This window comes from Metallosphaera sedula DSM 5348 (assembly GCF_000016605.1).
Classification (GTDB): Archaea; Thermoproteota; Thermoprotei_A; order Sulfolobales; family Sulfolobaceae; genus Metallosphaera; species Metallosphaera sedula.
Genome location: NC_009440.1, coordinates 113,422 through 126,238, shown reverse-complemented (window position 1 = coordinate 126,238; position 12,817 = coordinate 113,422). Strand labels below are relative to the sequence as shown.

The 12,817-nt window shown below is 44.1% G+C and carries 16 protein-coding genes and 2 tRNA genes; 10 read left to right on the top strand and 8 right to left on the bottom strand.

Annotation, left to right across the window (positions count from 1 at the left end; translation table 11 throughout):
* The first annotated feature begins 4 nt into the window (after positions 1-4).
* The 4 genes from MSED_RS00810 to MSED_RS00795 all read left to right on the top strand — a co-directional run bounded on the left by MSED_RS00810 (position 5) and on the right by MSED_RS00795 (position 2,613).
* The gene (locus tag MSED_RS00810; protein ID WP_011921300.1) at positions 5-505 is read left to right on the top strand and encodes a DUF5615 family PIN-like protein; all 501 of its coding nucleotides are present in this window, start codon (positions 5-7) and stop codon (positions 503-505) included.
* Positions 441-1,106 (top strand): TIGR00296 family protein, encoded by a 666-nt coding sequence (locus MSED_RS00805; protein WP_011921299.1) that lies wholly within the window; start codon positions 441-443, stop codon positions 1,104-1,106. Before MSED_RS00810 ends, MSED_RS00805 begins: the two co-directional genes overlap by 65 nt.
* A 104-nt stretch (positions 1,107-1,210) precedes the next feature.
* On the top strand, positions 1,211-1,903 hold the full coding sequence (gene pdo / locus MSED_RS00800) for a protein disulfide oxidoreductase (protein WP_011921298.1): 693 nt from the start codon (positions 1,211-1,213) through the stop codon (positions 1,901-1,903).
* 53 nt (positions 1,904-1,956) lie between these two features.
* On the top strand, positions 1,957-2,613 hold the full coding sequence (locus MSED_RS00795; RefSeq protein ID WP_011921297.1) for a hypothetical protein: 657 nt from the start codon (positions 1,957-1,959) through the stop codon (positions 2,611-2,613).
* Here the strand turns inward: MSED_RS00795 and dcd are convergent.
* Positions 2,603-3,121: a dCTP deaminase gene (dcd, locus tag MSED_RS00790; protein WP_011921296.1), complete on the bottom strand. Its 519-nt coding sequence runs from the start codon at positions 3,119-3,121 to the stop codon at positions 2,603-2,605. The genes MSED_RS00795 and dcd overlap by 11 nt on opposite strands.
* 136 nt (positions 3,122-3,257) lie before the next feature.
* On the opposite strand from dcd, the gene MSED_RS00785 reads away from it, so the two are divergent.
* Positions 3,258-5,054, top strand: a complete 1,797-nt coding sequence (locus MSED_RS00785; protein ID WP_011921295.1) for an ATP-dependent DNA ligase — start codon at positions 3,258-3,260, stop codon at positions 5,052-5,054.
* 22 nt (positions 5,055-5,076) lie between these two features.
* Positions 5,077-6,060, top strand: coding sequence for an MBL fold metallo-hydrolase (locus MSED_RS00780; protein WP_011921294.1), 984 nt, complete (start codon positions 5,077-5,079; stop codon positions 6,058-6,060).
* 5 nt (positions 6,061-6,065) lie between these two features.
* Here MSED_RS00780 and MSED_RS00775 read toward each other — a convergent pair whose 3' ends face one another.
* The 3 genes from MSED_RS00775 to MSED_RS00765 all read right to left on the bottom strand — a co-directional run bounded on the left by MSED_RS00775 (position 6,066) and on the right by MSED_RS00765 (position 8,444).
* Positions 6,066-6,569 (bottom strand): biotin/lipoyl-binding protein, encoded by a 504-nt coding sequence (locus MSED_RS00775; protein WP_011921293.1) that lies wholly within the window; start codon positions 6,567-6,569, stop codon positions 6,066-6,068.
* Positions 6,566-8,098: an acetyl-CoA carboxylase biotin carboxylase subunit gene (locus tag MSED_RS00770; protein WP_011921292.1), complete on the bottom strand. Its 1,533-nt coding sequence runs from the start codon at positions 8,096-8,098 to the stop codon at positions 6,566-6,568. The genes MSED_RS00775 and MSED_RS00770 overlap by 4 nt, the downstream gene beginning before the upstream one ends.
* A gap of 67 nt (positions 8,099-8,165) precedes the next feature.
* Positions 8,166-8,444 (bottom strand): hypothetical protein, encoded by a 279-nt coding sequence (locus MSED_RS00765; RefSeq protein ID WP_011921291.1) that lies wholly within the window; start codon positions 8,442-8,444, stop codon positions 8,166-8,168.
* Between the two features lie 240 nt (positions 8,445-8,684).
* Between MSED_RS00765 and MSED_RS00760 the strand changes: the two genes are divergently transcribed.
* A tRNA-Met gene (locus MSED_RS00760) sits at positions 8,685-8,782 on the top strand.
* Between the two features lie 107 nt (positions 8,783-8,889).
* On the opposite strand, the gene rimI is transcribed toward MSED_RS00760, so the two are convergent.
* Positions 8,890-9,390: a ribosomal protein S18-alanine N-acetyltransferase gene (gene rimI / locus MSED_RS00755; RefSeq protein WP_011921290.1), complete on the bottom strand. Its 501-nt coding sequence runs from the start codon at positions 9,388-9,390 to the stop codon at positions 8,890-8,892.
* Between the two features lie 49 nt (positions 9,391-9,439).
* On the opposite strand from rimI, the gene coaBC reads away from it, so the two are divergent.
* The 3 genes from coaBC (at position 9,440) to MSED_RS00740 (ending at position 12,161) form a co-directional block, all read left to right on the top strand.
* Entirely contained in the window at positions 9,440-10,669 is a 1,230-nt protein-coding gene (coaBC, locus tag MSED_RS00750) for a bifunctional phosphopantothenoylcysteine decarboxylase/phosphopantothenate--cysteine ligase CoaBC (RefSeq protein WP_011921289.1), read from the top strand.
* Positions 10,670-10,688: 19 nt separating this feature from the next.
* A tRNA-His gene (locus tag MSED_RS00745) sits at positions 10,689-10,763 on the top strand.
* Between the two features lie 111 nt (positions 10,764-10,874).
* A complete protein-coding gene (locus tag MSED_RS00740; RefSeq protein ID WP_011921288.1) occupies positions 10,875-12,161 on the top strand; it encodes a tyrosine-type recombinase/integrase in 1,287 nt (428 codons plus the stop codon).
* Here the strand turns inward: MSED_RS00740 and MSED_RS00735 are convergent.
* From MSED_RS00735 to MSED_RS12245, 3 genes are read right to left on the bottom strand one after another with little or no spacing between them, the layout of a single operon-like run.
* Positions 12,148-12,453 (bottom strand): hypothetical protein, encoded by a 306-nt coding sequence (locus tag MSED_RS00735; RefSeq protein ID WP_011921287.1) that lies wholly within the window; start codon positions 12,451-12,453, stop codon positions 12,148-12,150. The genes MSED_RS00740 and MSED_RS00735 overlap by 14 nt on opposite strands.
* Positions 12,450-12,635 (bottom strand): hypothetical protein, encoded by a 186-nt coding sequence (locus tag MSED_RS00730; RefSeq protein WP_048059941.1) that lies wholly within the window; start codon positions 12,633-12,635, stop codon positions 12,450-12,452. Before MSED_RS00730 ends, MSED_RS00735 begins: the two co-directional genes overlap by 4 nt.
* A 2-nt stretch (positions 12,636-12,637) precedes the next feature.
* Complete coding sequence (locus MSED_RS12245) at positions 12,638-12,778, bottom strand: hypothetical protein (protein ID WP_158497963.1); 141 nt, start codon at positions 12,776-12,778, stop codon at positions 12,638-12,640.
* Between the last annotated feature and the right edge of the window lie 39 nt (positions 12,779-12,817).

Here is a 12,817-nt window from a genome sequence, read left to right as displayed (position 1 = left end):
TTCCATGGCATATCAGAAGTTTATAGTTGACGCCATGTTGGGAAAACTGGCCCGCTGGCTCAGGATTTTGGGTTACGATACTCTATATTTCAAGGATATGGAGGACTGGAAAATACTGAAAATAGCCAAGAATGAGAACAGAATTATACTAACCAGAGATAGGGGTCTCTGTAACAGGGCCAAGAAAAACTCCATTGAGTGTTTCCTTGTCTTGCCTGATGAGGAAATAGAGAAGACGTTAGCTCTTCTATCACATAAGTTCGGGCTATTACTGGACATCAATCCGGATGCATCAAGATGTTCAGAATGTAACGGAATACTGGAAAAAAAGGATAAAAACCTTTGGGTTTGTACGAAATGCAAAAAGGAGTACTGGAAAGGTAGACATTGGGACACGATCACTGAGATTCTTATTAAGGCGAGATCACTGAAGGATTCATATGAATCTACTAAGCATAGAGGACATAGACCTGCAAGTAGGGAAGAATCTGGTGAAAATAGCTAGATCCTCGATTGAGAGAAGATTGAGAGGTAAGGGTGAAAGTCCCAAGTTTGAAGACCCGGTTCTAGATAAATACGGGATGGCATTTGTTACACTCGAGTCTGATCTAGGGGGAAAATATGAACTTAGGGGTTGCATTGGTTACATAGAGGCTGTGGCTCCCATCAAGGAGATCGTCTCTAAAGCAGCGCTAGCAGCGGCATTTTCTGATCCTAGATTCCCACCAGTTAGGCCCGAAGAACTAGATCAACTGGTAATAGAAGTGACCATACTGACCAAACCTGAAAATATCGAGGTCGATGATAGGAGAAAATTACCTTCCATGATAGAGGTGGGTAAGGATGGCCTAATTGTCGAGAAAGGTATCATGTACTCAGGTTTACTCCTTCCGCAGGTTCCTGTGGAATACTGCTGGGACGCTGAAACATTTCTCGCGGAGACCTGCATAAAGGCTGGACTTCTACCAGATTGTTGGCTGGAGAACTCAGTTAAAATTAAAAAATTTCAAGGTATTATTATTAGAGAGGAATCACCAAACGGAAATGTTACAATAATGAAGCCATCAGACATTAAATGTAAACTACCCTTAACTCTCAATGAGTAACTTTCCTTCCGAAATTTACTTTAATCTATACTAGTACTCCTCAATTTCTAACCTTTATGATAAACTTTTATTTCCCCAGAATCTAGGTATAAAGAGTGATAAAGATGGAGGAAGAATATGCTGAGTTATTCACAGAGGAAGTGAAGAATGCCCTTGTGGACGCTTTAAGGGACATGAAGGGGGAAGTTGAGGCTCATGTATTTATAGACTCGAGTAATCCCAATTGCCAGTATTGTGGTGTTACGGAGAAGTTTATGGAATTCGTGAGACAAGCCTCACCAAAAGGTCAAGACGGAGATTACTTGCTTAAGGTAAAGGTACACGATCTAGCGAAGGATAAGGAGTCATTTAAAAAATATGAGGTATCTAGGGTTCCCACAGTCGCCTTCCTCGAGGGCAAGATAAGGTGGACAGGTGCGCCACTTGGGGAGGAAATAAGGGCACTAGTGGAGACAATAGTCAGATTATCTCAAGGCGAAAGCGGTTTAAGTCCTGAGACTGTGAACGCAATAAGGGAGAAACTAAACGGAAAGGTAAAGGTTGAGGTAATGGTTACTCCCTCTTGTCCATACTGCCCATATGCCGCCCTTCTAGCTCACATGGTAGCATACGAAGCTTGCAAGGCAGAAAAGTGCAACGTAATATCTGATGTGGTTGAGTCCTACGAGAATCCCGACATAGCAGAGAAGTATCAGGTTATGTCAGTTCCGACGGTTGCCGTGAATGAATCCGTGGAATTCATAGGAGTTCCGCAAGAGGAAAACTTCTTGAATACTCTCCTAGAAAAGCAAATGTAGTATTACTTTTTACAATCAAATTTTTATGTATCGATAAGCGAGATATTTCTTGGATGAGAAGTCTAATTATAAAATTATCAGACGAGGAGTACAAGAGACTGGAGGATGAGGCCAGGAACAACGGATTCGTGCTACTTTCAGAGTACGTAAAATACAAGCTTCTTGGTAGCCCACCGGCTACAAGACCTCAGGATTCTAAGGTCATGGATGACGTAGTGAACCCACTTACAGTGGAATTGCTAAACGTGAAGAAGAAGCTTGGGGAGTTGGCTGAGAGAGTTGAAACAATTGAGACAACCCTTTCCACCAAACCTGGAACTCAACCCCAGGAGGTCAAGAAAGAGAGGAGAGATGAGACTAGGGAGGGGAAAAAGATGCCTCAACAGGAGAAAAGAAGTGCCATGGACTATCTGAGGGAACAGGGAGTCATGTACGAGAGTAAGTTATCTAACATCAAGAACCTCGACGCGTTTTTTGATAGGCTCGAGTCTCAGGGAGCCAAGATAATTTGGACTGCCGAAGAAAGGATAGCAGTAGACCCCACATTCTTTCAGAATTTTATCACAAAACTAACTCAAATTCATACACCGGACGAGACAGAGGCTCAAAAATATCTTTCTAAACAGGAACATGAGTTATTCCAAAAGCTCAGGAAGACTGGAAGTATATACTTTGATAACCAAGATAAATATTGGAAGCTCACTTCGTGAACTTTGGTATAGTAACTCCCCTTTGTCCTTGATATTTTCCCTTATATGGGTTCTCTACGGGCGTAAGAGTCTTCGCGAAGATCAGATGAAGGAATCTGGTACCCCTTCTAATTTTGACAGGAAATCCTGACCCCATGACCTCTATCGTGAGTTGGCCCTCAAATCCGGCATCCACGATCGTAGGGGGAACTAGAAGGCCTAACCTGGCAAAACTGGACCTCATGTTGACGAAAGCCATTATATCCTGCGGGAGTCTAAGATATTCCTCCGTTACCATTAACACATGTTCATTGGGCCAAATCACGAACTCATTCCCCCTTTCCCTAACGAAGAAGTCGTCAGGGTTCATTCCTTCTTCGAAAGGCCTATCCACATTCTTAAACCTAGCAATCTCACCACCAACTCTCATGTCTATACCGTTCTCCCTAACGCTATCTTCCGTTAATGGGTCCACAAGTATCCACTTCTTTTCCAAGTAGTATTTGAGATCCCTATCCCCTAGAATCATTTACCTTTAGTATTCTCACGTTACATTCATAAGATAGAGGGCTCAACTCTTATCAGAGTAACTCTGATACTTCATCGTTCAGCTCTAAGTGATCATCACCAATCCTATTTAAGTTACAACCTACAAATAATCATATATGAAGTTTAAGCTTATCGCAGAGTATTTCGACAGACTTGAGAAAATATCCTCTAGAATACAGCTAACATCTCTTCTTTCGGACCTCTTTAAGAACACTGAAAGGGAAGTGATAGATAAGGTAGTGTACCTTATCCAGGGAAGGCTCTGGCCAGACTTTACAGGAATGCCTGAGATAGGAATGGGAGAGAAATTTCTGATTAAGGCAATAGCAATGGCCTATGGAAATAAGGAAGAGGAAGTTGAAAAACTATACAAGAATATAGGTGATCTAGGTGAAGTTGCCTATTCCTTGAGGAGTAAGGTAAAGGGCGTGAGCATTCTCTCATTCGTCGGAGGAAATCAGGAGGCCGGAGAACTTGACGTGATGGAGGTATATAACGAGCTAGTAAAGATAGCCACTAGCACTGGGGAGGGAAGCAGGGACATTAAGATAAGGATTTTCGCTGGTCTGATAAAGAAGGCAACCCCCATAGAGGCCAAGTATCTCGTCAGATTTGTTGAGGGGAGGCTAAGGCTAGGGATAGGAGATGCGACGGTACTGGATGCGTTGGCCATAACCTTTGGTGGATCTGCAGACTATAGGCCAATAGTCGAAAGGGCATACAACTTAAGGGCTGACCTTGGCGATATAGCCAGAGTAATAGCTACTGAGGGAATAGAGAAACTGAAGAATATTTCCCCAACCCCTGGGATTCCAATCAGACCAATGTTGGCTGAAAGGTTGCCCGATCCAGAGGAGATAATGGAGAAAATGAACGGAAAGGCGCTAGTGGACTACAAATATGATGGTGAGAGGGCTCAGATTCATAGAAAGGGAGATAAGGTCACCATTTTCTCTAGACGAATGGAAAATATAACTGACCAGTACATTGATGTAACAGAGTACGTGAAACAATTCGTTAAGGGTGACAACTTCATTGTGGAGGGTGAGATTGTACCTGTTGATCCAGAGAGCGGTGAAATGAGACCCTTCCAAGAGCTTATGCATAGGAGAAGGAAAAATAACATAGCGGAAGCCATAAAGGAATATCCGGTCAACCTATTCCTCTTTGATCTAATGTTCTTTGAGGGAGAGGATTACACCACGAAGCCTCTCCCAGAGAGGAGGGCCAAACTTGAGGAGATTCTTGCAAGTAACGACAAGGTTCATATCGCGTCACATATAATTGCTGATAGAGTGGATAAGCTAAGGGAGTACTTCTATCAAGCAATATCTGAGGGTGCAGAGGGAGTTATGGTTAAGTCGATTGGACCAGACTCCATATACCAGGCAGGGTCCAGAGGGTGGCTATGGATAAAGTTAAAGAGGGATTACCAGAGCGAAATGGCTGATACGGTAGATCTAGTGGTAGTTGGTGCCTTTTACGGTAAGGGTAAAAGGGGAGGTAAGTTTAGCTCCTTGCTTATGGCAGCTTACAACCCAGAGAAGGATGTGTTTGAGACGGTTTGTAAGGTTGCCTCTGGTTTCAGTGACCAGGAACTAGATGAGATGCAGAAGAAGATAAACGAACTCAAGAGGGAGCAGAAGCATCCAAGGGTTGTATCCGACATGATCCCTGATGTCTGGGTATCGCCAACCCTAGTAGCTGAGGTGATAGGTGCCGAAATCACGATTTCTCCCTTGCATACCTGTTGCAGAGGCGAAAAAGGAGGACTATCCATACGTTTCCCAAGATTTATCAGATGGAGGGATGACAAAAGTCCAGAGGATGCTACCACTAACCAGGAGATAATGGAGATGTACTCGAAACAGCTCAAGAAAATAGAGGAAAAACCTGTAGATGAAAATATCTAGAGTAAAGACCTATTACCTATGAATGAACGTCAGGATAGAGAGGAACGGCGCAATACTAATTGGCGAGAACTTTACAGTTGACGGTCATTGGAAAAGGAACTTCAGGATAGTTACACATTTCCACTCAGATCACACATTACAGCTTTCCAGCAGTGTCAAGGAGTGCTTAGGGGTCATAGCTACTCCACCCACTATGCAGGTTCTTGAGGTCCTCGGATATAAGATAGCCCGAAATAAGAGACTAGATTTGAATTACGGGGTTACGATCAACGTGGATGAAGAGAGACTAACTCTTCACCCCTCCGATCACGTGTTTGGATCGGCGCAAGTAGAAATTATCACCAACGAGGAAACCATAGCCTATACAGGGGATTTCAAAAATCCGGAAAAGGGGACCCCCATACTTAACCCTGACATACTAATTATAGAGTCCACTTACGGCAAACCGGAATTTACGAGAAAGTTTAAGGGAGAGGTTGAACAGCTGATGTCGGATTTCATAAATGACGCGGTAGTGAAAATGCCCGTAAGAATATACGGCTATCACGGAAAGTTACAGGAGGTAATGAGGGTGCTTAGGAAGAACGGTGTCATTGCCCCATTTATAGTTGACGGAAAGGTACGGGATATAACGCGGATCGCCATCTCCAACGGGATACAAATCGAGGACGTCTTCTCCAAGGAGGAAGCCGAGGCCCAGGGCATATTGAAGGACCGATGGTACATAGAGTTTCTCCACTTTAATCAATTCAAGCAAAGGGACTCTCTTCATGCAAACTTTCTACTTTCCGGATGGGAATTTGAGGTTCCCGTTAAGAGGATAGACAAGGTATCCACCAGTATAGCATTTAGTGATCATGCAGATTTTGAGGATTTAATATATTACGTGGACAACTCCAAGGCAAAACTAATAATTGCGGAGGGTGGAAGAAGGGGTTACTCAAAAGAACTTTCAAAACATATAAGAAATATTCTTAAAAGAAATTCCATAAGCCTCCCAGAATAACCAGCTTACTTTATCACCACTAGGATATCTCCCTTCTTTACTCCTTGACCTGCCTTAACTAATACCTTCTCCACTAGCCCGCTTATTGGTGCCGACACTATGGTCTCAGATTTCATGGCCTCAATCGATAGCAAGGGCTGTCCCTTATTCACCGCATCGCCTTCCTTAACCCTGACCTGAACTACTCTGCCCTGAAGCGGTGATAGCACTTCTCCCTCCTTACCTTTGATCATCTCGTCCAGTGTCTGTCCTTCCTGAGTGGGAAGCTCTGTAACTCTCTCTGCCCTGAATATCCTTGCATTGTCAAGAATTATCCATCCGTTGTCTATGAAGACCCTGTGCATCTCACCGTTAATCTTCAGGATTATTTCTCCTTCCCTTGTACCCTGACCGACATACTCTATCTCAAACTCGTTATTTTCCGTCTTTAGTCTGTCCTTGTTTTCCTTTTGATCGTGGGCCACAATGAAGGTATCTCCTGTATCCGCATGAACCCTATACAGTTTCATCCCCACATCACCCTAGGAGTGCTCTGCATCATGATACCGTAACTCTTCCATCCTGAGCCTGGTTTCGCCTGCTCCTGAGGAGCTGAAGCCTTCTTTCTAAGGAGTCCCCTGCTCTGAAGAACTGCGGCCACTGAAGCCATCATCTCCTCTTCGGCCTTCAGTTTCTTAACCATTGAGTCAATCTTCTGGGAAATATAGGCAGTACTGAACCTTCCTTCCTGAAAGTCGGGATCCCTCATGATGAGCTTGTATAGCGGTATAGTCGTTTTGACTCCGCCAATCTTGTAATCGTCTAGTGCCCTCATGGCAGTTTGTATTGCGTATTGCCTGTCTTCTCCATACACAATCAACTTCGATACTAGAGAGTCGTAGAAAGGAGGTACCCAGCTTCCCTCCGTTACACCGCTATCCATTCTCACTCCAGGACCCGTGGGCTCCCTGTAGTACGTAATGAAACCTGAGCTTCCGCTGAAATTATTTATTGGATCCTCGGCATTTATCCTGAACTCTATTGCTGCACCTCTCGCCCTCTTGTTGAGTTCCTCCTGCGTGAATGGCAAATGTTCTCCTGCAGCTAGCCTTATCTGTAGCTTTACCAGATCAATTCTGAATATTAACTCAGTAACTGGGTGTTCTACCTGAAGCCTTTTGTTCAGCTCAAGGAAGTAGAACTCCCTTGTGGCATCAGAGAAAACTGTCTCGAAAGTACCCAGGGTAAAGTAATTAATTAACTTCCCATATTTGTATATAGGCTCGAACATTCGTGACCTTTCTTCCATTGTGATTGCTGGAGATGGTGCCTCCTCTATCAACTTCTGGTTTCTTCTCTGAATAGTACATTCCCTCTCCCAAGCAACGACATAGTTGCCGTACTTATCGCCAATTAACTGAAACTCAATGTGCCTAGGGTTTACGGCGGCTTTTTCTATGTATAGATCAGATCGTCCGAAGGCTTGTGTAGCTAACCTCTTGTTTCTTTCCCATGCGTCAATGAGCTGGTCAGGTGTATCTATCTTTGTTATACCTACTCCACCACCCCCGCTAGCGGCCTTAACCATGATGGGGTATCCTATCTTCTCAGCCAACTTAAGAGCCTCGTCAATGGATTCTACGGGGCCATCCGAGCCAGGGGCAATGGGGACACCAGATAACTGGGCTATCCTTTTCCCATCCAGCTTATCCTTTATCTTTCTCATGACCTCAGCAGAGGGACCTATGTAAGTCATTCCTGCCTTTTCAACTGCCTCCACGAAGTCAGCATTCTCCGACAAGAATCCATATCCAGGATGAACAGCGTCAGCGTGAGCCTTCTCCGCTGCGTCAATGATGTGGGGTATGTTGAGGTAACTTTCCAAGGCCGGCGAGGGTCCAATATAATAAGCTTCATCGGCATACTTAACGTGGACTGCGTACTTGTCAGCCTCAGAGTAAACAGCTATTGCTGTCATTCCCATTTCCTTTATTGCCTTCATTACCCTTACTGCAATTTCTCCCCTGTTTGCAACCAAAACTCTACTAAAGGGTGGCATAAGAATCACATAAATATAACTCGAATAGTTTAAAAAGTTTTTATCTATCAGTTTTTCTTATGAAGTTTTATATTATACTATGTACTTCGCTCAGGTAAAGCACGTTACTCCTGGGAAACTCGATCGAAAGTATCCCCTTTAGAAAGTCCTTTAATTCCTGTCCCGATATAGTTAGTTCCCTCCTGATATAACCGTTTTCTATTATCTTATATTTATCGTTACTTACTAGATAAATTTCTATAAACCTGTCCCTCTTATAGCTTTCTACCCTTACACCATCTCCAATTTTAAGCCTCCTACAAGTCGAGAAGATTACCTTCTGTGCCGATCTAGCAGAAATAATCATGTGAAGATAACATTAAACCCCTCACTAAAAGCTGTTATGGGAGAAAAGGTTTCAGAATTTCCAGCGCTAATCACTAATCATACGACCCTCTTCTCATCACTGATTATGCATTGTGAGGAAACCAGCTATAAAATATGCCGGGGCTTTGCTATATCGGTAGTATGGGTGTTTTTGGATCCTGACATCCCCAGGAAAGATTTAAATGAGCCACAGTTGTTATTAGTCTCGGTAGGGTAAAACAGCGGCGTAGGCCAGCCTGGTAGGCCGCAGGGCTCATATATGGGTGTAAAACCCGTTGAGAAACCCTGAGGTCCCTGGTTCAAGTCCAGGCGCCGCTACTTCCCCTACCTCCATTTCTGAGATTAGGTTGCTAGGGGAATTGATAACTGCGTAATCAAGACTATGAAGGAATAGCTTGATAACTAAAAAGAAAACTTAACTGAATTTAGAGAGGAGCTGCCATTAAGTAGGCATCCTCTCCATCAGCGTAATAATGCTTTAATAGCTTGACTTTCTTGTATCCAAGTTTCTCATATAATGATATTGCAGGGTAATTACTTACCCTAACCTCTAGATATACTTCCTCGGCCCCATAGACCTGTTTCATCTTCTCCATGGAGGAGGTAAGCAACTGCTTACCTATTCCCTTCCTTCTGTAACCCTCGAGCACGGCAATCGAGACTACATGTCCCTTCCTCACCAGGGGAATGAAGGACTTCAGGTTGCTAAATCCCGTCTCTATCCTGGGCATGATGTAACCTACAACCTCCCCATCTACTGTTGCCACAAAGAAAGCCTCTCCCCAATCCCTCACATGTTCAACGAAGAAATAGTAGGGATAATTCTCAGGTAGCGTGAGTCTGTTAATCTTTATAATAGCATCTATATCATCTGCCCGCACAGTCCTAATGGTGTACCCTCTCTTCTCTTCTACCGATTCGACCATGCTATAATGCTTTATAACGGTAGAATATATACATGCGTGAAGATAACTGATGCACCCTTCTAAGAAAATTGTAGGAACTGTCAGTAAAGAGCTTCTTGGAAAGTCTATCCTTCTTGGAGTCACGGGGAGCATTTCTCTATACAGGTCACTAGATCTGGCAAGGGCACTGATGAGGAGAGGTGGCGACGTCAAGGTTATAATGAGCCAGGAGGCGGTTAAGCTAATATCGCCTGAGATGTTTAAATGGGCTACAGGCAACAACGTAATCTCACAGTTAACCGGGGATCTGGAACACGTGGAATTGGCAGAGGAGAATGATGGATTTTTGATTGCCCCGGCCACGGCTAATACAGTTGTGAAGCTCGCTGAGGGAGTAGCTGACTCTCCACTGGTATCTACTGCCCTAAATTTCATGGGCTCCGGTAAGCCAGTGTGCATCGTTCCTGCAATGCATTTACCCATGTATCAATCTCCACAAGTGAAGAGGGCACTGGGAATGCTCAGGGAGATGTCGGTGAAGGTAATCGAGCCTGAAATAGTTAACGACCTAGCACATTACCCAGACGTGGAACTCATAACGTGGAGCTTCATTGTTCAGTTGTTGAGAGGAGAAGACCTTAAGGGAGCAAAAATGGTGATTACTGCAGGTCCCACGAGGGAGTACATGGATCCTGTAAGATATATCAGTAATCCCAGTAGCGGGACCATGGGAGTATCAATTGCCAATGAGGCATACTTCAGGGGGGCAGACGTCTATCTTGTTCACGGACCCTTGAGCTCCAGAGTGAAAAGTTTTGTACAAAATTCTGTAAGCGTTGAAACGACGGCTGAAATGAGAGATGCTGTTGTATCGCTGGTGGAAAGGGGATACAGGATAGTGATAATGGCAGCTGCTCCTGCCGACTTTAGGTTTAAGCAGACCAGGGAGAAGAAGATAGATAGTCACAGCGAAGTTCCCAAGGTTGAGCTGGAGAAGACTCCAAAGATTTCCCAGGAACTAAAGGGAAAGGCTTTTCTGGTAGGGTTCTCCGCTGAGACGGCGGACAATGACGAAGAGTTGATAGAGAAGGCCAAGGCCAAGAAGGAGAAGCATGGATTCGACATCATTATAGCCAATAACGTTGCGAGAAAGGACATCGGATTCGCTTCAGAGTACAATGAGGTAATAATTGTAGGAAATAATTTCATTAAAAAGATAAATAAGGACTCCAAGAGTATCGTGGCTAGAAATATACTTGACGTAGTTAAGGAAGAGCTTAAAAACAGGGATTTGATATAGATCTCACGGGTCTATCGTGGCTCAGGTAGCTCAGCTCGGTTAGAGCGCTGGGCTGTGGACCCAGTGGTCCCGGGTTCAAATCCCGGCCTGAGCCCTTGTTTACGTTTATTTTCATTGAACTGGGACGGTTTTATTCCCATTGCATAACGCTGGAGGACAAAATGCATAACAATAGATTATACCATAATAACATGGGGGGATTAGAGTGGATGTAGAAAAACTTACGGATGAACAGAGACAAAAACTACTGAAAAGGGCGGTGGAGAAACTGGGGACTAGCAGGGTGTGCGAAATGATAGGAAAGAGTAGAAGAACAGTCTACGTGTATCTCAGAGGTCACGATGAGAGAGGAATTAGAACGCACATCCCTGACGAAGTAGTGGGGAAAGTAATGAGCATGCTCCCCATTGATGAGGTATATGAGGTACTGGAAGGGTTTAACACCAAGAATTACACACCAAACGATATAATTGGAATACTGAGTAAGGCGGCCAGGGACCCGGAATTTCGTAACCTCTTCCTGGCTCTGGCAAGTAAAATACTGGGGGACTACCTGAGAGGGACCTCCTTCAAGTATGTGGTGACCAAAGACGATGTGGAACATTACGAGAAATTAATATCACAGACCAGGTCGAAAGTAACATCTAAGGAACATATAGCTTACCTGAGGAGAGCTCTGGCAGACCTGGGTTATGAACTCACACCTGAGAAACTGAAGGAGTACATGCTAGAGCTCCAGAGCGAAAATGTGAACGTTGCCAGGCATACGTCATATCCGCTCAAGGTCTTCATAAAGGAAATTATTAGGCCCAGGGATCCACAGTTAGCCTTCCTCCTCTATACCTCATTTAAAACGCCTAAGGGAAAGACGAGATACAAGCCTCCCGCGTTAAGCCTTGAATTGTTAAAGAAAGTATACAGCGAAATAGAGGAGCCTGGGGCAAAGGCCTACTTCAGGATCCTAGCGGAGACTGGCCTGAGAACTGGAGAACTCTTTGGCCTGACTTTGGAACAGGTGGATCTAGATAGAAGAATAATTTACCTTATGAAGGATAACCAGACAAAGAGGGCATACATCAGCTTTATTCACGAAAAAACTGCTCAATGGATAAGGAACTGGTATTTGACGTATAGGGAAGACTTTGTGAATAAATACATTATGTCATTAAAGAAATTAAAAGAAGCTAACAAGGAACTCCAGGATATTGATGAAGAGAAATGGAAAAGCAAATTCTTCCCATTCAGTGAGGATATGATAAGGGAGAGTATAAGACAGGCCATGGGGAGAGTTGGGGTGGAATTCAGGCTATATGACGTGAGAAGTTTCTTTGCTTCACATTTAGCAAAGCAGGGAGTAAGCCCCCTTATCATAAACATTCTTCAGGGAAGAGCGCCGCCGCAGCAGTTTAAGATCCTTCAAGAACACTACTTCGTAATTTCCATGGAGGAATTACAAAAGGTGTATGAAGAGAAAGCTCCTACCCTACAGTAGTTAAGATAACGTCGACACTTTCCTTTTTCCCGTGTAACGTCTGCCAAGTTTCGTTGAAGTTCTTTGGTAGAAATATACAATGATTCTTATTGTTAAGCCTGCTCACTTTCTTAGGGCCTAAGGGAATTATCCCACTCTTTGTCTTCAGATAGATGATGAAACTCTTGTCTACGACGTACTCATTAAAGGCTGCTGGAATAAGGACAGCATAATAGTCATCCCTTATCTTCGACACCTTAAGCCTGGGTACGACAATTGAATTCAGTGGAATGATATTTTGCATCTCCTTCATGATCTCGTCAACCTCCTCAACTTCCTTTCTGCTATTGTGTAATTCGCTCCTTCCATAATAGCTTCCTCAAACTCGCTTTTCAACAGAATGACTTGGCCATACAGATCTAAATACTTGTTTTCAAGCTGGGCTACTCTTTCCTTAAGCTCCTTAATTTCTCTCCTTAGCTGCCTTCTGGTCATGTTTACTCCCCAGTGTCCTCGAAGTAGACCTCTATCTTAAGGTCCCTTGCTAGCTCCTGTATCCACTCAACCTGGTCATCCGTGATTGGCAGCGTCACGAATACCGCTCCCTCGGCATCGGCATACTCCACCCGGTCCATCATAGGCAGCACCTGTACCAGCATCTTTCCTAGACCCTTTGG